At 57.4% G+C, this 20,600-nt stretch carries 14 protein-coding genes and 2 tRNA genes; 11 read left to right on the top strand and 5 right to left on the bottom strand.

Annotated elements, in window-relative coordinates:
* The first annotated feature begins 26 nt into the window (after nucleotides 1-26).
* The 5 genes from deoC to AC2T9U_RS08735 all read left to right on the top strand — a co-directional run bounded on the left by deoC (nucleotide 27) and on the right by AC2T9U_RS08735 (nucleotide 6,914).
* Nucleotides 27-695, top strand: coding sequence for a deoxyribose-phosphate aldolase (gene deoC, locus AC2T9U_RS08755; protein WP_493695843.1), 669 nt, complete (start codon nucleotides 27-29; stop codon nucleotides 693-695).
* A 108-nt stretch (nucleotides 696-803) separates the two neighbouring features.
* Nucleotides 804-2,486: a phospho-sugar mutase gene (locus AC2T9U_RS08750; protein ID WP_493696949.1), complete on the top strand. Its 1,683-nt coding sequence runs from the start codon at nucleotides 804-806 to the stop codon at nucleotides 2,484-2,486.
* Nucleotides 2,487-2,611: 125 nt separating this feature from the next.
* Complete coding sequence (gene gltX, locus AC2T9U_RS08745; RefSeq protein ID WP_115029494.1) at nucleotides 2,612-4,126, top strand: glutamate--tRNA ligase; 1,515 nt, start codon at nucleotides 2,612-2,614, stop codon at nucleotides 4,124-4,126.
* Nucleotides 4,123-4,869 carry an HAD family hydrolase gene (locus AC2T9U_RS08740; protein ID WP_493695842.1) on the top strand — a complete coding sequence of 249 codons (747 nt, stop codon included), beginning with the start codon at nucleotides 4,123-4,125 and terminating at the stop codon, nucleotides 4,867-4,869. The genes gltX and AC2T9U_RS08740 overlap by 4 nt, the downstream gene beginning before the upstream one ends.
* 284 nt (nucleotides 4,870-5,153) lie before the next feature.
* On the top strand, nucleotides 5,154-6,914 hold the full coding sequence (locus AC2T9U_RS08735) for an alpha/beta hydrolase (RefSeq protein WP_493695841.1): 1,761 nt from the start codon (nucleotides 5,154-5,156) through the stop codon (nucleotides 6,912-6,914).
* Between the two features lie 61 nt (nucleotides 6,915-6,975).
* Here AC2T9U_RS08735 and AC2T9U_RS08730 read toward each other — a convergent pair whose 3' ends face one another.
* The gene (locus AC2T9U_RS08730) at nucleotides 6,976-8,676 is read right to left on the bottom strand and encodes a glutamine--tRNA ligase/YqeY domain fusion protein (RefSeq protein WP_493695840.1); all 1,701 of its coding nucleotides are present in this window, start codon (nucleotides 8,674-8,676) and stop codon (nucleotides 6,976-6,978) included.
* A 173-nt stretch (nucleotides 8,677-8,849) separates the two neighbouring features.
* On the opposite strand from AC2T9U_RS08730, the gene AC2T9U_RS08725 reads away from it, so the two are divergent.
* Nucleotides 8,850-8,921: transfer RNA gene (locus AC2T9U_RS08725), tRNA-Gln, on the top strand.
* Nucleotides 8,922-9,047: 126 nt separating this feature from the next.
* A tRNA-Glu gene (locus tag AC2T9U_RS08720) sits at nucleotides 9,048-9,120 on the top strand.
* Between the two features lie 152 nt (nucleotides 9,121-9,272).
* Here AC2T9U_RS08720 and AC2T9U_RS08715 read toward each other — a convergent pair.
* The 3 genes from AC2T9U_RS08715 to AC2T9U_RS08705 form a co-directional block, all read right to left on the bottom strand.
* Nucleotides 9,273-12,656, bottom strand: a complete 3,384-nt coding sequence (locus AC2T9U_RS08715) for a pyruvate carboxylase (RefSeq protein WP_493695839.1) — start codon at nucleotides 12,654-12,656, stop codon at nucleotides 9,273-9,275.
* Nucleotides 12,657-12,897: 241 nt separating this feature from the next.
* Nucleotides 12,898-14,898: a glucose PTS transporter subunit IIA gene (locus AC2T9U_RS08710; protein WP_493695838.1), complete on the bottom strand. Its 2,001-nt coding sequence runs from the start codon at nucleotides 14,896-14,898 to the stop codon at nucleotides 12,898-12,900.
* Nucleotides 14,899-15,113: 215 nt separating this feature from the next.
* Complete coding sequence (locus AC2T9U_RS08705) at nucleotides 15,114-15,875, bottom strand: IclR family transcriptional regulator (RefSeq protein ID WP_084441015.1); 762 nt, start codon at nucleotides 15,873-15,875, stop codon at nucleotides 15,114-15,116.
* Between the two features lie 429 nt (nucleotides 15,876-16,304).
* Between AC2T9U_RS08705 and AC2T9U_RS08700 the strand changes: the two genes are divergently transcribed.
* The 4 genes from AC2T9U_RS08700 to AC2T9U_RS08685 all read left to right on the top strand — a co-directional run bounded on the left by AC2T9U_RS08700 (nucleotide 16,305) and on the right by AC2T9U_RS08685 (nucleotide 19,948).
* Nucleotides 16,305-16,634 (top strand): DUF6457 domain-containing protein, encoded by a 330-nt coding sequence (locus AC2T9U_RS08700; protein WP_208303055.1) that lies wholly within the window; start codon nucleotides 16,305-16,307, stop codon nucleotides 16,632-16,634.
* Nucleotides 16,635-16,975: 341 nt separating this feature from the next.
* Nucleotides 16,976-17,377, top strand: a complete 402-nt coding sequence (locus AC2T9U_RS08695) for an HU family DNA-binding protein (protein WP_028327031.1) — start codon at nucleotides 16,976-16,978, stop codon at nucleotides 17,375-17,377.
* Nucleotides 17,378-17,683: 306 nt separating this feature from the next.
* Nucleotides 17,684-18,703, top strand: a complete 1,020-nt coding sequence (locus AC2T9U_RS08690; protein WP_493695837.1) for an NAD(P)H-dependent glycerol-3-phosphate dehydrogenase — start codon at nucleotides 17,684-17,686, stop codon at nucleotides 18,701-18,703.
* A 69-nt stretch (nucleotides 18,704-18,772) separates the two neighbouring features.
* Nucleotides 18,773-19,948 carry a D-alanine--D-alanine ligase family protein gene (locus tag AC2T9U_RS08685; protein WP_493695836.1) on the top strand — a complete coding sequence of 392 codons (1,176 nt, stop codon included), beginning with the start codon at nucleotides 18,773-18,775 and terminating at the stop codon, nucleotides 19,946-19,948.
* 80 nt (nucleotides 19,949-20,028) lie between these two features.
* Here AC2T9U_RS08685 and AC2T9U_RS08680 read toward each other — a convergent pair whose 3' ends face one another.
* Entirely contained in the window at nucleotides 20,029-20,436 is a 408-nt protein-coding gene (locus AC2T9U_RS08680) for an HsmA family protein (RefSeq protein ID WP_115029512.1), read from the bottom strand.
* Between the last annotated feature and the right edge of the window lie 164 nt (nucleotides 20,437-20,600).

Raw genomic sequence — 20,600 nt, 5'->3', positions numbered from 1 at the left:
CAAACATCCCCCGAATAGGAGAGCGCATGCCCACCCGATCCGATGTGGCCCGCATGATCGACCACACCCTCCTCAAACCCGAAGCAACCCCCGCGCAAGTGGCCGAGCTTGTTGCCGAAGCCGCTGACTTAGGCACATTCTCTGTGTGCGTGTCACCGAACATGCTTCCCGTTCAGGTACCCCAAGGCGTGGCTGTGGCCACGGTATGCGGTTTTCCCTCGGGGGCTCACGCCAGTGAAGTCAAGGCCGCAGAAGCTGCTCGCAGTGTCGCTGACGGTGCTGATGAGGTCGACATGGTTGTCAACCTCTCCCTGGTCAAAACCGGGCGCTTCGATGAGGTTGAGGCTGACATCCGCGCAGTCCGGCAGGCGTGCCCTACCGAGGGTGAACGCCCGGTTCTCCTGAAGGTCATTATCGAGTCTGCTGCGCTAACTGACGATGAGATCGTGGCGTGCTGCACCGCAGCAGAGCGCGCGGGTGCCGACTTTGTTAAGACATCTACTGGTTTCCACCCTGCTGGTGGCGCCTCTGTCGAAGCAGTCGCTTTGATGGCAAAGACAGTGGGCGGACGTTTGGGCGTCAAGGCCTCTGGCGGAATCCGTACGGCTGAGGCCGCACTGGCAATGATTGAGGCCGGGGCCACGCGTCTGGGCTTGTCGGGTAGCCGCGCTGTCCTGGACGGTATCGGAGGCTGAAAATCGGGCGGTTCAGGGTTGCGCGCGCCGTGCCTTGAACCGCCCGGTAGCCGTGCTTTCGGCGCGCATTCACAGCTGACTGTGGCATCACAAGCAAGGAGAAGCATGATGCGCCCCGAGGCAACACCTGAATTGATTGAGCATGCGCGTACGTGGGCTGCCCACGATCCTGATGAGTCTGACCGGGCTACGATCCTTGCGCTCGCTGATGCTGCGCAGGATGCGGATGAGGCCGCTGCGGCTGAGTTGGTGTCGCGTTTTTCTGGCCCGTTGATGTTCGGTACAGCCGGACTTCGGGCAGCGGTAGGTGCGGGGGAGAGCCGCATGAGTCGTGCTGTGGTGATTCGGGCCACGGCTGGGCTGGTTGCTTATTTGACGAAAGAGCTGGGGCAAGCCCCGACTGTTGTTTTGGGGTGTGATGCCCGGCATGGTTCTTCGCAGTTTCTCCGCGATGCAGCGCAGGTGGTTTCTGCTGCTGGGGGGACTGCTCTTGTGCTCCCGGAGAAGCTACCTACGCCGGTGACGGCGTTCGCGGTTCGTCGTTTGGGGGCTGATGCGGGTGTGATGATTACTGCATCCCATAACCCGCGGGAAGATAACGGGTACAAGGTGTATTTGGGTGGGCGTGCTGCTCGCGGTGCCGCCGAAGGGGTGCAGATTGTTCCGCCTGCTGACCGGGGGATTGCCGAATGCATTGCGGCTGCTCCTTTCGCTGATGAGGTTCCGCGTAATGAAGAGCGCTTGCAGCATGTTGAGTCGGCGTTGTGGGAGGAGTACGTGGATCGGGCTGCCTCGTTGGCGGTGAGTGATCCTGCGCCGATTCGGATTGTGTTGACGCCTATGCATGGTGTTGGTGGTGCGACTGCGGTGGAGGTGCTGCGCCGGGCGGGGTTCACCGATGTGCATGTTGTTCCTGAGCAGGCTGAGCCGGATCCAGATTTCCCGACGGTTGCTTTCCCGAACCCAGAGGAGCCTGGTGCTCTTGACTTGGCGTTGGGGCTGGCTCAGGAGGTAGAGGCGGATGTAGTGATTGCGTTGGATCCGGATGCTGATCGTTGTTCTGTGGGTACGTGTGGCCCGGATGGGTGGCGTCAGCTCACCGGTGACGAGATCGGCGCATTGTTGGGTGAGCAAGCTGCGGCAGATTCTTCGCGGGTGGGTGACACGTTGGCGAACTCGATTGTTTCGGGTCGGTTGCTGTCCCGTATCGCGCAGGCGCATGGGTTGCAGCATCAGGCCACGTTGACTGGATTTAAGTGGATTGCGCGTACCGAGGGGCTTCGCTTCGGGTATGAGGAAGCTATCGGGTACTGCACTGATCCGATGGGGGTTCGGGATAAAGACGGTGTGACGGCGGCGGTGCGGGTTGCTTCGCTGGTGTCGGCGTTGGCTAAGCAGGGTCGGAGTATTTCTGATGCTTTGGATGACCTTGCCCGTGCTCATGGGTTGCACGCGACGGCGCAGTTGTCGTTCCGAGTAGCAGATACGGCGTTGATTGCAGATGCGATGGCTCGGTTGCGCGCGACGCCGCCCAGTGCGTTGGCTGGGTCTGAAGTGAAGCAGGTCGTGGATTTGGCTGATGGGTATGAGGGGTTGGCTCCTACTGATGGCGTGTTGTTTATCACTGCTGATAACGACCGGGTGATTGCTCGTCCTTCAGGAACTGAGCCGAAGTTGAAGTGTTACTTGGAGGTTGTGGTGCCGGTTAGTGGTGAGCAGGTGCCGCGGGGTGAGGCTGCGCAGCGGTTGGAGCTGCTGAAGGAGGACATGCGCGCTGCGGTCGGTTTGTGATCGAGGCGGTGGGGCGGGGTGTCTGTTGTGGGCGTCCCGCCCCACTGTTGTGAGGGGTGAGGTTGCTTCGTGGCTATGGGCGGCGCTGCCTGGCCTTGGTGTGCTCGCTTAGACTTGAGAGCATCATGACGAACGATTCTTCAAACTCTGAAATCCTTCCGGTCGCTCCTCGTCTGCGTGTGGCTCCGAGCCCGACGGGGGACCCGCACGTGGGCACTGCCTATATGGCGTTGTTTAATCTGGCGCACGCGCGTAAACACGGTGGCGACTTTGTACTGCGGATTGAGGATACGGATCGCTCGCGGTATCGAGAGGACTCTGAGCAGCAGATTTATGACACGTTGGACTGGTTGGGGTTCACGTGGAGTGAAGGGCCGGATAAGGGTGGTCAGTATGCGCCGTACCGTCAGTCGGAGCGTCTTGATACGTATCGGCCGTATGTGGATCGGTTGATTGAACAGGGACATGCTTATTACTGCTGGTGTAGCTCTGAACGTTTGAAGGAGATGCGTGATGAGCAGGCCAGGACGAAGCAGGCGAACACGGGGTATGACCGGTTGTGTTACGGGAAGACGCGTGAGGAGCGTGCACAGTTGCCGGGGTTCACGGAGACCCCTGTGGTGCGGATGCTTATTCCTGATGATGTTCCACTGGTTTTTGATGACGTGATTCGTGGTGAGGTTAAGGCGCCTCGTCCGGACGATCAGGTCATTTTGAAGGCTGATGGGTTCCCCACTTACCACATGGCCGTGGTGGTTGATGATCACGAAATGGGGATCACGCACGTGGTTCGTGGCGAGGAGTGGATCAGCTCTACGCCGAAGCATTTGTTGCTCTACCGCTGGTTGGGGTTACCTGCGCCAGCTTTTGCGCATATGCCGTTGTTGCGTAATACGGATAAGTCGAAGATTTCGAAGCGGAAGAACCCGGCTGCGCGGTTGACCTGGTTTAAAGAGCAGGGGTATTTGCCTGAAGCGTTGGTGAACTTCCTGGCATTGTTGGCCTACCCCCCGGCGCGTGATGCTGAGGGGAATGAGGTTGAGGTTTTTTCGTTCCAGGATTTCACGGAGCGTTTTGAGTTTTCGCAGATCAGCCCGGTGGGTCCCATTTTCGATTTGACGAAGTTGGACTGGCTGAACGGTGTGTATATTCGTTCGCTTCCTGTGCCTGAGTTGACGGGGCGTTTGCTGCCGTTCTTGCAAGCTGAGGGGATTATTGGCCAGCAGCCGACGCCGCGTGATCTTGAGGTACTAGAGGGGGTGACGAAGCTGATTCAGCCGCGTTTGGTGCATTTGACGGGTGCTGCGCAGCAGGTGCGTCCGTTCTATATCGCTGATGAGGACCTTGAGGTGGCTGAGGACGCGAGGGCACAGCTGAAGGAATCCGCTCCGGAGGTTCTTGACGCCGCGATTGCTGCGCTTGAGGCGATCTGTGATGAGGAGTTCACGCACGAGCGAGTTGAGGCGGCATTGCGTTCTGCTGTGGTTGAGGCAATGGGCATTAAACCGAAGTTCGCTTTTGGTCCGGTGCGGGTGGCTGTTTCTGGTCAGAAAGTGTCACCGCCGCTGTTCGAGTCGATTGAGATTTTGGGTAAAGAGTCTGCGTTGAATCGGATGCGGTCGTTGCGGGCATCGTTGTGACGCGCGGCAGTGTGGATTGGTCTGCTCCGGTTCGGGCCCTGATTCTCGACATTGATGACACGTTGCTGGATACGCAGCAGGCGATGCGTCAGGCGTGTTGTCGTGGGGCGGAGGCTGCCTGGCCTAGGCAGGCTCCGCCGGTGTGGCAAGCGGTGTCGGATGTGTTTTACGAGGATCCTGAGGGCTATTTTGATGCCTATACGCGTGGGGAGCTTGACTTCTCGGCGATGCGGGAGTCGAGGTATTTGCGTGCGTGTGCCGAGGCTGGTCTTGGGGCCTCAGGGTTTGAGAATTTCGAGGCTGCGTATCAGTTGGCGTTTAAGCAGTCACAGACGTTATTTGATGATGTCGAGGATTTTTTTGGGGCTATCGAGGCTGCTGGTGTTCCAGTGTGTTTTGTGACGAATTCTGGAGCTGAGCAGACGGATATGAAATTGGAAGTGTCAGGGTTGTCTGGGCGTGGCGCTGTTGTTACGACGGACACTTTGGGTGTGGGCAAGCCTGATCGGCGTGTTTTTGATGAGGCGTGTCGATTGATGGGTGTTGACCATGTTGACACGGTCTGTGTTGGTGACACGTTTAGTTCGGATGTTGTTGGTGGGCGTGGAGCAGGTATGCGGGTGGCGTGGTTACAGCGCCTGGATAGGCCTGCTCCGCGTCATGCGGAATGGGGGCGCCCGGTTTGTGATGAGGGGGTGCGAGTAGTTGGGTCGTTGCGTGAGGTGGCGACTTTAGTCAGGTAGCTTCTCATATGTTGAGAAGTCCTGTTTTTCTCTATTAGCGAACGTTGAGATGAGCTTTCTGGACGTAGGTCCGAATGCGGTTTTCTCTTGGTGTGGGTTCGCTGAATTCTGGGGGGATGAAACGTATCTAGTGGGTGGGTTCGTGTGTGCTGCCCGCGTGTAGATATTGGTGAATCTGCTGTTCACGGGGATTTATGTGGGCATTCAGGTTTCGTTCTGCGGGGATTTTCCTTGGCCCTCAAATGAACTCGACCGAAGGTGGGATCACGGCGCATGCTGTAGCTATGAAGTCCGTAGCGCGTTCGGCAGCTTTCACGCTGACAGCGATCACAGTTATAGCCGGTGGAGCCTTCACTGCCATCCCGGCCTCCGCTACCACTCCTGCGACCAGCGTGGTCGCGGATGGGAAAAAGCCCTCAGGGGAGAAAAAACCTTCAGGCGAGAAGAAGCCTGAAGATGAAAGAAAAGATGCAGACGGCCCCCACGCCGATCCGAATCGCAAGCCTGCGCCGCTGAGCGTCAAGCAGGTTGGCAATGTCACTGTGCGTGACTTTGACTTGGGAAACCTGGAAATCGGTCCGGAAAAGAACAAGAAGAGTTTCATCACTCCTGTACGTGGCATCTTCGTTGCTCCGTCTAAAGCCAAGAATGCACCGTTGGTGTTGATGGGGCATTTGCGAAGCCCCTCATGTACGGGGGATATATTCGCCCATCCCTGCCCTAAAGGCACTACTGAGATGCGCTATGACCGCGGGATGACCTACTGGGCCCAGGCGTTGGCCGAGAAGGGTTATGCCGTGATTGTGCCGGATCTGAACCCAGTTTTTATTAACAAAGATCAAGATGGATATGACCAGCGCAAGGCCTGGTTGCGAGTGATGGAGCGAGCTCGTGACGAGGTACTGGCAGCTGATGCGGGCAAGAAATCGATCTTCGGTCAGGGGCTGCAAGACAGCATTGATCAGGCGCACACGGCTCTAGTGGCACACTCGCGCTCAGGTAGCTATATCGCAGACGCGCAGAGGGCGTGGGCCAAGTCTGTTGCTCCGCTGCGTTCGGTGATGGCCTATGCGCCTTCCCCGAATGACGGCAAGGTTGACTTCAACTTCGAAGCGCCGGTGGACCCGAACATTCCGTATTTCTCGGTGAACGGTGATGAAGACGGAGACGTCAACCTCATGGATCCCAAGTGGTTGACCGAGCATGTGGGGCAGAAGCGCACAGCGTCGGCGTTGTCTGCGGTAGTCCCTGGTTACGGCCACAACTACATTAACCGGGAATTTAGTAGCCGGAAGATCGATGACCGCAAGAATAAAGATAAGAGTCTCCCGGACGCCAAGGCGCATGAAAAGCTCATGATCGAAGCTTCTGCAATGTGGCTTGACAGCACTTTGCGCGGTAAATCGGGACAGATGCCGCTGAAGGCGGGGGAACAGCCGCCGGCTACCATCGCAGGCGTCCCTGCTTCGTGGCTCATGGTGACGAATGCGCCGAAGTACTCGTTCTTGTCCGGTGCGAGCGGGTCTGCTAAGGCGCTTGGTAATGGCACGGCGCTTTCATGTCATAACTACCCAACGGTTGTGCCACCTTTCGCGCGGGCTAAGGATGCGTGCCCAGAAATTGAAGATGGCGTGTTGGAGAACAACTCGCGTCTCACGCGAGTGAAGTTGACTCCTGCTGGCGGGGCGCGTTTCACCATCCCGGCGGCCGGGTCTAAAGGGGAGCCTACGGGGGTCTCTGATGTTGCTATCCACCTGAGTCCTTCCGGTAGCCGCAAGGACAAAGAAAAAGGTACAGCTATCCATGTCACGGTGCGGTTGGGTAATGGCAAGGTCTTCGAAACTGATATTCCTGCCACTCATTACGCTCTGAAAGACCGGAAATCGAATCACGCAAACGGTGTGTACACAATCAAAACTGTGCGGGTGAAGCTGCCTGACTGGGTGAAGGACCAGAAGATCACCGCAGTGGACATCACTGGTGGTTTGAAGAACGTCAAGGGCGGTTCAGTCGACGTCCGTGCGATTGATCTAGTGCACCGTTGAGGGTGATGTAGTTACGCATTAAAAAATCTGCCGCGCTCGTTGTGAGCGCGGCAGATTTTTCTTATTTCTTGGCGGCTTTGCGTTTTTGGATGTTGGCCCACTCGTCTTTGAGGCCGACTGTGCGGTGGAAAAGTAAGGATTCGTTCGGGTCGTGAGCGAAGTACCCCAGGCGTTCGAACTGAACAACTTCACCTGCGGGAGTTTCAGCAAGGCTGGTCTCGGCGATGGCGTCGAGGACTTCCCGGGAGCGGGGGTTGAGGTCGTCCATCACCTCACCGGTTTCGGTGCCGGGTGCGGCGGCGGTGAAGAGACGGTCATATAGGGCAACTTTGATGGGTGTGCCGTGTGCGGCGGAGACCCAATGCATGGTCGATTTCACTTTTCGGCCGTCGGGGGAGTTGCCGCCCTTGCTGGCTGGGTCGTATGTCGCGTTGATCTGGATTACGTTGCCATCTGCGTCTTTGACAACGTCGGTTGCGGTGATGAAGTAAGCGCCGCGCAGTCGTACTTCACGTCCGGGGGAGAGGCGGAAGAACTTTGGTGGTGGGACTTCTGCGAAGTCGTCGGTCTCGATGTATAGCTCGCCAGAGAAAGCGACTTTGCGGGTGCCGTCGTCGAGGTTTTCTGGGTTGTTGACGACGTCGAAGTATTCGACTTCGGGGTTGCCGTCAGCGTCTGTTGGCCAGTTCGTGAGCACCACTTTGAGGGGGCGTAGAACAGCCATGCGACGTTGACTGGTGATGTTCAAGTGCTTGCGTACAAATGATTCGAGCAGTTCGATGTCGTGCCGGCTGTTTGCTTTGGTGATTCCGATGTATTGACAGAATTCACGGATTGCTGCGGCTGGGTAGCCGCGGCGGCGGAGGCCACGCAGGGTAGGAAGGCGTGGGTCGTCCCAGCCGTCAACGGTGCCGTCGGTGATGAGCTGGCGAAGTTTTCGCTTGCTAGTAACGGTGTGAGTGAGTTCGAGGCGAGCGAATTCGGTCTGACGAGGGGCTTCGTGGGGGATAGGCAGCTGGGAGAGATACCAGTTGTACAGAGGGCGGTGTGTTTCGAACTCTAGGCTGCACAGTGAGTTAGTGACCCCTTCGATGGCATCGGACTGTCCATGTGCCCAGTCGTAAGTGGGGTAGATGTGCCATTCGCTTCCGGTGCGATGGTGAGCGACGTTTCGAATGCGATACATGACCGGGTCGCGCAGGCTCATGTCTGGCGATTGCATGTCGATTTTGGCGCGTAGTACGCGGGCGTTTTCGGGGAATTCGCCGGCTTTCATGCGACGGAGAAGGTCGAGGTTTTCCTCTGGTGAGCGGTCACGGAAAGAGCTTTCGATGCCGGGCTTGCCGAACCCGCCTCGTTGAGCAGAGATGGTGTCGATGTCTTGGTCGTCGACGTAGGCCAGGCCTTTGGTAACGAGAAGTTCTGCCCATTCATAGAGCTGGCCGAAGTAGTCCGAAGCATGCTTGAGGGGCATAGGGATGTCGAATCCGAGCCAGCGCACGTCATCGACGATGGATTCGACGTATTCGGTTTCTTCGGTGTCGGGGTTGGTGTCATCGAGGCGCAGGTTGCAGGTGCCGTTGAAGTCGGCTGCGATACCGAAGTTGACCGTGATGGCTTTGGCGTGGCCGATGTGGAGGTAGCCGTTAGGTTCGGGGGGGAACCGTGTCTGTACCCGTCCATTAAATATCGCGTTCTCGAGGTCGCGATGGATCATGTCGCGGACGAAATCTCCCGGGATGGCTGGGTCAGATGCGGTCATACGGAAACCGTACACAAAGCGACGGCGCCAGTCTGAGTGACTGTGTCGACAGGTCGATTTGGTGACCAGCGTTATTCCCGGCTAATGTTTCTTCTCGGATCGGGCTTCCGGGCGGATCTTCCTCCTCTATGTATTAGGGCGCAGGTTCTCCTCTCGGAAAGATCGATACCCCTTGGGGTATGGTGTAATTGGCAGCACGACTGATTCTGGTTCAGTTAGTCTAGGTTCGAGTCCTGGTACCCCAGCGCAGAGCTCTTCTTGCTGAAGAGTTCTTCTGATTCAAGCCCACGGCTTCAATCAGCGGATTATGAACATCCGACCTGGTCAGGTAAAGTTCATGAAGTCGCTGAGCGTAATCATGCAAAGCGAATGGCCCCGTAGTGTAGCGGCCTAGCACGCTGCCCTCTCAAGGCGGTAACGCCGGTTCGAACCCGGTCGGGGCTACAAATAAAAATAACCTCCGCTCATGTGAGCGGGGGTTATTTTTATGCCACGACACGCAAACGCAGCATCATTAGTACCGCCAACCACACAACAAACGCCTCACCCGGTGGGGAATCCGAATAAACGAACTCCCCACCATATGAGGCAACTCCTCAGCTCTCCTTGATCACAAGCAGAAGATCCCCACCCTCCACCGCTTGCGTTTGTCCAATCGCCAGACGCTCAACTGTCCCCGCGACCGAAGCAGCAATACCTGCCTCCATCTTCATTGCCTCAATCGTGGCGACGTTCTGACCAGCTTCAATACGATCACCCTCAGTCACCGAGACCGTCACCACACCGGCAAACGGCGCCGAGACATGGTTAGCCAGAGAAGGATCAGCTTTCTCAGCAACTTTCACATCAACTTTGACATTCTCATCACGGACACGTACCGGCCGGATCTGCCCATTCACCGTCGCCATCAGTGTCCGATAGCCACGCTCATCAGCCTCGCCGATCGATTCCACCGTCATCAGCAAAGTCTTACCCGGCTCCATCTCGACCTCGTGCTCACGCCCCACCGCCAAGCCATGCCAAAACTCACGAGTCGACAACACTGACAAATCGCTATAGCGATCCCGCCGAGCTTGGAACTCCTTCGTCGGCCCAGGGAACAAAAGCCTGTTCAACGTGTTTTTAGGATCATCAGCAAGCGCCTGCTCATCTTCTTCCGACAGGGCTTCCTCCCGTGGCTTCACACTACGTCCTGCCAAAGCCTTAGAACGGAAAGGCTCTGGCCACCCCGCAGGCGGATCCCCAAGTTCCCCAGACAAGAACCCAATCACCGAATCCGGGATATCAAACTTGCTCGGATTTTCTTCAAAATCAGCCGGGTCAGCATCACGCCCCACTAACGCCAGAGCCAGATCTCCCACCACCTTCGATGAAGGAGTCACCTTCACAATGTGACCCAACATTCGATCAGCGGCGGCATACATCTCCTCCACCTCTTCAAACCGGTGTCCAAGCCCAAGCGCAATCGCCTGCTGCCGCAAATTCGACAGCTGACCACCTGGAATCTCATGCCGGTACACACGGCCTGTCGGTCCCGGCAGCCCCGACTCAAACGGCTTATACAGCTCCCTAACTGCCTCCCAATACGGTTCAAGATCATTCACTGCCTCAAGAGAAAGCCCTGTCGGACGATCCGTGCCATCAGTGGAAGCAACCAACGCAGACATCGACGGCTGGCTTGTCGTGCCAGCCATCGAGGCAGATGCAGCATCAACCGCATCGACCCCAGCACTAATCGCAGCCAGCAACGTACCGATCTGCCCACCTGCAGTGTCATGGGTATGCAGGTGCACCGGAAGATCAAAGTTTTTCCGCAATGCTGTCACGAGCTTCGCTGCCGCTGGTGCACGCAACAAACCAGCCATGTCCTTGATAGCAAGCACATGCGCACCAGCCGACACAATTCGCTCGGCTAACTTCAAGTAGTAATCGAGCGTGTAAACACGCTCCCGCGGATCTAAAAGATTACCGGTGTAACACAACGCCACCTCCGCCAGTGACGTACCCGTGTTCCGGACCGCTTCAATAGCTGGGCGCATCTGATCCACGTCGTTAAGAGCATCGAAAATACGGAAAATATCGATCCCCGTAGCCGCAGCCTGCTCTACAAACACATTCGTAACCCGCGTTGGATACGGCGTATAGCCAACCGTATTGCGGCCGCGAAGCAACATCTGCAAGTTCATATTCGGCATGGCTTCACGCAACTTGGCCAACCGCTCCCACGGATCCTCAACAAGGAACCGCAACGCTACGTCATACGTCGCCCCACCCCAGCACTCCACCGACAACAACTCCGGCGTTGTGCGCGCAACATGGTTCGCCACATGTAACAAATCGCGCGTACGCACACGAGTAGCAAGCAAGCTCTGATGAGCATCACGCATAGTCGTATCCGTCACCGGCACATCCGGGCGCGCACGCAACGCCGCCGCAAACTTTTCCGGCCCCAGCTCACGCAACTCATCACGGCCCCCACGAGGCAACGGATCATTCACCGTCAACGCAGGCAACTTACTCCGCGGCGAAAAAGTCGACGTGTTCGGCCCAAACGGTTGATTAACCGTCATCTCAGCCAAGTAGGTCAACAATCGCGTCCCACGGTCAGCAGACACCCGAGAAGACAACAATTCCGGATGCGCATCGATATACGACGTCGAAATCTCGCCCCGCTCGAAAGCTGGCTCATCGAGCAGCGCCTGAAGGAACGGGATATTCGTCGCCACGCCACGTACCCGAAACTCCATCAGCGCGCGCCGCGCCCGATGTACAGCAGCCGAGAAATCACGACCACGACACGTCAACTTCACAAGCATCGAGTCGAAATGAGGACTAATCTCAGCCCCTACAAAAGCAGTGCCACCATCAAGGCGCACCCCAGAACCACCCGCAGAACGATACGTAGTGATACGACCAACATCCGGGCGGAACCCATTACGCGGATCCTCTGTCGTAATACGGCACTGAACCGCAGCACCGTGAGCCCGGATCTCCTCCTGGCACAGCCCTAAGTCCTCGAGCGTCTCACCCGCTGCAATTCGCAACTGGCTCGACACCAAATCCACATCAGTGATTTCTTCGGTGATCGTGTGCTCCACCTGAATCCGCGGATTCATCTCGATGAACACATAGCGGCCATCGGCCCCCACCAAAAACTCCACCGTGCCAGCGTTCACATAACCAATTTGCTTAGCGAACGCCACCGCATCCTGGCACATGGCCTCACGAACCTTCGGATCTAAGTTCGGAGCCGGCGCGATCTCAACGACCTTCTGGTGGCGTCGCTGCACCGAGCAATCCCGTTCAAACAGATGCACCACGTTCCCTGATGAATCCGCCAAAATCTGCACCTCGATGTGCTTGGGGTCAATCACCGCTTCCTCGAGGAACACGGTCGCGTCACCGAACGCCGACTCTGCTTCCCGCATGGCCGCCACAATGGCCTCGCGTAGCGACCCAGCAGAATCGACACGACGCATGCCACGGCCACCACCACCGGCAACCGCCTTCACAAAGATCGGAAAACCAATCTCTTCGGCCTGCTTCAAGAGCACATCAACGTCTGTGGTTGGTTCAGTGCTACGTAAAGTAGGCAGCCCTGCCCGCTTCGCGTTCTCAATGGCAGTAGCTTTGTTGCCCGTCATGTCCAACACTTGCGCAGACGGGCCCACAAAAGTCAGACCCGCCTGCGCACACTGGCGCGCCAGCTCCGGGTTTTCTGACAAGAACCCATACCCGGGATACACAGCCTCCGCGCCAGACTCAATAGCCACGCGCACAATCTCACTGGCATCTAAGTACGCCCGGACTGGGTGTCCCTCCTCACCGATCATGTAGGCCTCATCAGCCTTCATGCGATGCTCGGACCCACGATCCTCATATGGAAAAACAGCCACTGTCTTGATTCCCAACTCAGTAGCTGCACGAAATGCGCGAACCGCGATCTCACCGCGATTGGCCACAAGAACCTTGCTGAACATAGCTCTCCGATCTGTGCGTCTTGAGGCCAGCGTAAGCAAGGCCACACCAACCTTTTGTCAGTTGGGCCACTACTTCCCACCCTTGTTCGCCGAACAAGACAACACCCCAGTCCGCCACGGCCAGGGCCGTAAACATCATGCAGACGGATATAGCAACGGCCATTTCGGTAGAACCTCCACACGCTTTGAGGCTTTACCGAGATGGCCGTTGTACTGCTAACCCAGGTGCGTCACATCAGCATTACTGCTCTTTCTGTTTAACGACCATCACCAAGTCACCAGCCGCCTTCGGGCCAGGCGACGCCGGAACTACCTCACCCAACTCGTTGGTGTTCATGATCGTCATCATGATCGTGTTGTCATACCCAGCGGCCTCTACCGAGGGGAAATCAACATCCACAAGAATGTCCCCGGCTTCCACGTATCCGCTCGGGGCAACAACGCGGTAGAAATGCTCTCCGCGCAGCTCGACAGTGTTGATGCCCACATGCACTAGCACCTCAACGCCTTCAGCGGTGCGGATCCCATACGCGTGGTCACTGTCCTCCCCAGTGACAAGCTCACCACTGACCGGAGCGCACACACGTCCTTCTTCCGGAGCGATTGCCACGCCTTTTCCAAGAAGTCCAGCTGCGACAACCGGGTCAGTCACCTCAGAAAGTGGAATCGAACGACCCCTAACAGGGCAACGAATCTCCACGGCTCCCTCATCTGCTGCAGCCATCGCTAGGGGAATCGCAGAGGTCGCAGTCATCGGGATAGAAGAAGTCGACGTTTCTTCACTCGAAGTCACCACCTTGCTCACAATCGGATTAGAGCCAGTAATAGGCCCGGCGCCAGGCAAGCGGATAAGCGCTGATTCAGGTGAATGATCCGAAGACTTCACGTCTCGGCGCTCTCGCGGCGCGAAGACCAAAGTAAGTACGAATGCAATAATCGCTGCTGCAGCTGTACCAGCGATTTCAAGCGTGAAATCGCCAACCTCAGTGAAGTCTTTTAGCCCTAGCAGTGAGGGGACAGCGAATGAATCTGAACCGCTACCGCCGCTAGCAGCAATAGCGCCGCCGATCGCTCCACCAAGCAGACCAAAGTAGAACGGCCTGCGCAGCGGCAAGTTCACGCCATAAACTGCAGGCTCAGTTACACCTGCGAACAGACCAGACAGCGCAGCCGGAACAGCAACACCACGCCGTTTGTTGCTTCGGCTACGGAACACGACAGCCAGCGTCGCAGCAGACTGGGCAACTACAGATGCCACTAGCGGGCCAGTGATCAATGTGTGTCCACCACCGGAAGCAAGCTCATTGGTGATGTGCAGAATCAAGCCCCAGTGCAATCCGAAGATGACAAACAGCTCCCACAAACCACCCAAGATAAACCCGGCTAGCCATGGAGTATCGCCAAAGAACCCCGTGATGAGGTTGGTCAGCAGGTTTGAGGTATGCACAGTTGCCGGCCCCATCGTAATGAGAACCAACGGCACCATGACCGTGATAACGATCATGGGGCGAACCACATCGCGCACTGCATCCGGTAGGACTTTGTTTAAGCCACGTTCCATGTATGACTGCAGCCACATGGCCAAGAAAATCGGGATGAAAGAGTTCGCGTACGTCAACATCACGACCGGTAGTCCGAAGAAGGACACCGACGTGCCTGCCTCTGCCAGCGATGCGATGCTCGGGTGAAGCAAAGCAACCGCGATAGCGACAGACGTAACCATGTCTGTCTTCAGCCACTTTGATGCCGCCAGTGCCAAAAAGACAGGCAGGAAGTAAAACATCCCGTCGGCGCCTGCCGAGAGAATTGCGTAGGTTGGGCTTTCGGTTTTGATGATTTCGAACGTGGCCAGCGCAGACAAAACTGCTTTCACCATGCCAAGCCCAGTCAGCGCCCATACGATCGGCTGCATAACAGCACTGAACAATGCAATGAACCGAGCTAAGGGCCCGCCGCGGCGTTCGTCGACAGCGACAGCAGCCGCGTCATCTCCTACCAGTGCTGCGAACTGCGCAAACAGTTCAGGCACCTCATTGCCAATGACGATCTGGTACTGACCATTCGGGTGCCGGACGGCAATAACGCCATCCAGCTCTTTAATTGCCGCCGTGTCGGCCTTCGACTCGTCGGACAAATTTAATCGCAGCCGCGTGGCGCAGTGCGTATAACTTACGAGGTTTTCCCCGCCGCCGACCAGGCGCAAGATATCGCTGGCCAGCGTCTGAAAATCGACGGACCCCATCGTCCTCTTTCCTTTCCCTTCGCCCTTAAAGCGGGCATAAAAAAGACCTGAGGGCACACATGGTGCATCTCAGGCCATGCCTTCCTGAAACTTGGCTGGGGGCCACAGCTCCCCTCCAGCTATGAACCGATCCCAACCTAAGCCCGCCGGGGCGGCACCCACAAGCTCGGCACATTCAACAACCGTGGTGAGTGGGGGCCGTCACCCTGCAGGAATCAGTTTTCGCTTCGCTGTGCATTCTCAGCTGCGTGCATCTGGGCGTTGTGAGCTCGCTGGAGAACCTCGGTAAGTTTGTTGGCACCAGCCACCACTGTAGCGGCGTGGAGGCGCCCTGGTTGGCGAGATAGCCGCTCAATTGGCCCGGAGATAGACACTGCTGCAATAACTCGGCCAGAAGGGTTACGCACGGGTGCGGAAATAGAGGCAACTCCAGCTTCCCTTTCTCCGACACTCTGAGCCCATCCACGGCGGCGTACGCCCGAGAGAGTGGTTGCTGTGAAAGCCGCTCCCTGCAAGCCTCGGTGCAGTCGGTCGGGCTCTTCCCAGGCCAAAAGAACTTGCGCGGCAGAGCCAGCCTGCATGCTCAGCGTCGCCCCAACCGGGATCGAATCCCTTAGTCCCATAGGTCGATCTGCTGCTGCCACACAGATCCGCATGTCACCTTGTCGTCGGAATAGCTGGGCGCTTTCGTGAGTGTGATCACGTAATGCGGCCAGCACTGCTCCCGCTGCAGCTAGCAGTCGATCTTCTCCCGCAGCAGAAGCCAACTCAGCCAAACGTGGCCCCAGAATGAAACGTCCTTGCATATCTCGAGCAACCAGGCGGTGGTGCTCTAGAGCAACTGCAATTCGGTGCGCCGTTGGGCGAGCCAATTTAGTTGTTGCCACTAGTTGCGCCAGAGTCGCAGGGCCGCCTTCCAAAGCGCTCAACACGATGGCTGCTTTATCGAGAACTCCCACACCGCTCGAAGATTCCATGCATGCATCTTGCCGTCTCATCGCATGAGACGCAAGGCCTCCATAATTTGAGCCCTCGTGAACCTGGGGTCACAGTTGCCGAATCCCCGCTCCCTCAGGTCGGTTCAGATCCGCAGACACCCCGAAAAATCACCCCCCTCAATCGAGCTACTCCCAAGCAAACCTGCATGGCCTACCACCTAGTCCACAGCGTGAATGACTATTACGTGCACCACACAATGCACCCCGCAAGGATGAGCAGAACACTCCGCTCTGTGCCTACTTAAGAATCAAGCAGACTGCTTTCCCGCTCCGGACCTGGCTTATCCCGCTGTCAGGAAACTCTTGTTGTCTTCGGGTATGTGCCCTGTGTAAAGGTAGAGAAGTTATGTGCCCTGTGTAAAGGTAGAGAAGTAAAGACCACCAGCAGGTCAACAACGGAGGATGACCGTGGCCGATCACGATGGTCGCAACTGCTCATCGGGAGACAGAGCCGGTAAAACTCCCGCATCCGAAGCAGAAAAAATGCGCATCATGCACCTATGGCTCGAAGCGGTATGCCATGAGCTCAACCTCGATCCGAATCTTCTAAATGACATTGCTCAACCTGCTCTGAGTCTTATCAGCGACGTGGCACACGGTCCCTCTCGTCCCGGCGCGCCCATGACTGCGCTTGCTCTCGGTTTGGCGACCCAGCCAGGTGAGGGGCGTGATGAGATCGCTAGTCGTATAACCCGACTCGTGCAGCTCGCGCGCACCTGGGAGGCGCCCACCTCGTAACACGACGGGAAAACTAAAGCGTTGCGCAGCATAAAAAAGCAACGTTCGTGTTTACGCGTAGCGGCTGAAAAAGCCTGCGACGTGCTCGTTTCCGTTCCCCCTTGTATACAGCCGCTCCTTGAATCCTCTGTCTGTCAGGCCAACTCGTGCCGATAGGGATCCGGGTCCGGCAGATATGCGGGACCGGTGAAACACACCGAATGACACAGCCTGCGTCAGCAGATGTAGGAGCTAGGACGTGACATGTACGCCATAGCGGGGAACTACCGCTGCGGCAATTGCGTGGCTACGCCCTCGGTTCGAGGGATCGAACCGGTCTTCTCTGGAGGGAGAGAACAAGAGTGAACAAGGCTGATCTGGTTGATGCCCTTGAGCATCGAATCGGAGGGAAGAAGGCAGCAGCAGATGCCATCGAGGCTGTCTTCGACGTAATTATCCGAGAGGTTGCGGCGGGCGGCAAGGTGGGAATCACCGGCTTCGGCACGTTCGAGCGAGTGGACCGCGCTGCTCGTACTGGCCGCAACCCGCGTACGGGTGAATCCGTGCGTATCGAATCCACCGCTGTGCCGAAGTTCCGGCCCGGCACCGCTTTCAAGATGTATGTCGCCGAACCGGAGACCTTGCCGAAGTCCGGCCCTGCTGCAGCCCGTGCCGCTGCTGGCACGGCCGCCGAGGTGCGTTCTCGCGCCGAGGCCACCATCCGCGCGAACAAGGCAAAGCGGAAGGCCGGCAAAAACGCCTGAGTAAGGCTTTGAAGCGTCCCCTCCCTTCCAGAGCCTGTATGTGCTCTGGTGGACGCGTATGGATCAGGCTTGTGAGGGTGCCCTTGTTCTTCCTGTATGGCAGAACAAGGGCACCCTCATGTTTGGGTGACTGTTTGTGGAGGCCATGGTTGAGGTTCCTCGGAGCTGAAGAGCAGCTGTGGCCAACTATGGTGTACCGGGCGGCTGTGTTTTCCACCAGCGGTGGGGTTCTCCGGTGTTCTGAGGCCAGTCGTTGCTTCTCGTTATGCGTCAGGTACAGCGGAATCAGGGTAGAAGGAGCACGTCGTGGACACGGTAGCCGTTCTCGGGTCGGGTAGCTGGGGCACCGCGTTTGCCACAATCGTTGCGGATGCGGGAGCTCAGGTGCGTTTATGGGGGCGCAGGGCTGAGCAGGTTGAGCGAATCAACACTGCACACGAAAACTCGGACTATCTGCCTGGCGTCAAGCTTGCTCCTTCTATCGTGGCGACCACTGATCCAGCTGAGGCGCTGGATGGGGCAGAGATTGTGGTCGTGGCGCTGCCGTCGCAAAAAATGCGGACAACGATGACCCAGTGGAGCAATCTGGTTCCCTCTGATGCTGTGTTGGTGTCGCTGATGAAAGGCATCGAACGAGGCACAGGCCTACGAATGAGTCAGGTGATTTCACAAGTAGGCGGTTTTGAGGCTGAGCGGATTGCTGTCGTTTCAGGGCCAAACCTGGCTGGAGAGATAGCGGCGCGTCAGCCATCGGCGAGCGTGGTTGCTTCTGTCAGCGCAGCGACTGCAGAAATGGTGGCAGATGCATGTGCAACTCCGTTTTTTCGGCCCTACACCGATGAGGACATTGTGGGGGTGGAACTAGGCGGTGCCACGAAGAACGTCATCGCGGTGGCTGTTGGTGTAGCAGAGGGCATGGGGCTGGGGGATAACACGAAAGCCACCATCGTGACGCGTGGCTTGGCCGAGACTGTGCGATTGGGGATGGCGCTGGGGGCTGAGGCGGCTACGTTCTCAGGGCTAGCTGGGGTAGGGGACCTCATTGCTACCTGTATGTCGCCGTTGTCCCGTAACCATCGTGTTGGTGTGGGGTTGGGGCAGGGGATGAGTCTTGATGAAGTGGTGGAAAAAACAGGACAGACTGCTGAGGGTGTGGCATCGAGCCTGTCGATTTTGCAACTGGGTGCCCAACTTGGGGTGGAAATGCCGATTACGGAGGCCGTAGTAGCGGTTGTCCATGATGGTCAGCGTCCGCAGTTGATGGGTGATGTTCTTATGTCGCGGGTTCGTAAATCCGAGAAGCCAGAACAGCTACGTCGTTCGTGAATCAGATGTGCTGGGGTGTTTGTCTCGTGGGTCGGGCAGGGGGACGTCCTCGTAGGTAAAGTGCGGCTGATGAGCACCGATGGCACTTTTCCCTCGTCCCCCCGTCCTCTTTCCTCGCGTACCGGGTCTGGTCGCGATGGACGTATTCGTGTTGCCATCGTCTTTGGTGGCCGTTCGAGTGAGCATTCGATTTCGTGTGTCACCGCTGGTGGTGTTCTTGGGGCGATCGACCGCGACCGGTTTGATGTAGTGCCGATTGGGATTACGCGCGATGGCCGATGGGTGCGCATGCCTGACGACCCTGAAACCTTGAAGTTGGGTGGGCAGGAGCTGCCCGAGGTTACCGACGCAGATTCCTATGTCAGTTTCTCGCTGGAAGCTCATTCGAGCACTGTTGTTGAGGTGGCAGACCGCAAGGACGGCGGTCTGGAATCCCTTGGCGATATTGATGTGGTTCTGCCGCTGTTGCATGGTCCTTTTGGTGAGGACGGCACAATCCAGGGGTTGTTTGAGCTTGCCGAGATGCGTTATGTGGGCTGCGGTGTGCTGGCCAGTGCCATGATGATGGACAAGCATTGGATGAAGGTCGCTTTTGAAGCGGCGGGGCTACCTGTGGGGCCCTATCGCGTCATCACAGATAAGGCGTGGCGTATTGATGCCGAGGCAGCGCTTGAATCGCTGCAGGGGTTGCAATTCCCTGTGTTTGTCAAGCCTGCGCGGGCTGGTAGTAGTTTCGGGATCACGAAGGTTGACACCCCTGAAGGATTGCGGGAGGCCATTGAGGCGGCGCGCAAGCATGATCCGAAGGTGGTTGTTGAACAAGGCATCGTGGGTCGGGAAATTGAATGTGGTGTCTTGTCTGGCCATGGATTAGAGCCCAGCCGGGCAAGCATGCCTGGTGAAATCGTCGTTGCTGACCATGATTTCTATGACTTTGAGGCTAAGTACTTGTCCGAGTCGGACGTGACGCTTTCATGCCCAGCGAAGCTGCCAGAGGATGTCACAGCGCGGTTGCGTGAGTTGGCTGTGCATGCGTTTGATGCGGTGGAGTGTGAAGGGCTGGCGCGGTGCGATTTCTTCTATACACCTGATGGCGAACTCATCATTAACGAGATCAATACGCTGCCAGGTTTTACGCCGTTTTCAATGTTCCCGAGCATGTGGGCGGCGACGGGGCTGGAGTACTCCGATCTGATTACAGATTTGATTGAGCTCGCGTTGGAACGTCGAGCTGGTTTGCGCTGAAACACGAATGAACCGCTCGTGCCGATCCACTGTGTTGATGAGGTGGACGCGGTACGAGCGGTTCATTCGTGTGGAGGTGGTTAGTTCTTCATCATCGCGGCTGCCATGCCAGTGAAGTAAGGCACAAGCCATAGAGCCCAGACGCCCACGCTGAATCGGTGGAAAGTCACTTGTGCTTTGTGATCGCGGCGAATCAAGACGACGACAGCCCATAGAAGATGGATGGCCATGAGTACGAGGGCAGCTGCGCCGGTGACCTGCATAAGTTGAGTAAGGACGCTGGCGGCGCCGGTGGTGGCCAGTGTTGCGCCGGAGGCTGCGATGCGCCCCATGAGGAATGTTCCTGAGGCGTCGAAGGTGAGCCCGAGCGCAAACATGGCGGCGTGCCAAGGGCGCAGAACTCCGGCGCGGCGTTCTGCCCAGACACCGATGGTGTAGGCGATCAGGGCGCCCGTGATGAGGACGATGGCTGGGACGAGCAAAGGCATGTTGGGCTCCTGATGGGGGATAGCGTCCGTGCGAGTTGCAGCGGGTATGTATTCAGGTTCGGGTATTGGTGATGTTCGACACATCGGCCGGGGGAGTGGAGTTGGGTCATCCTTTTGGCTGATGTCGGTTCAGTTTTTTGCGAAAAGGTGCCGGTTATGGTGAG

The sequence above is a fragment of the Dermatophilus sp. B7861-1 genome, assembly GCF_058996045.1.
Note: the sequence above shows the minus strand (reverse complement) of the source record. Positions and strands in the feature narration are given on the sequence as shown.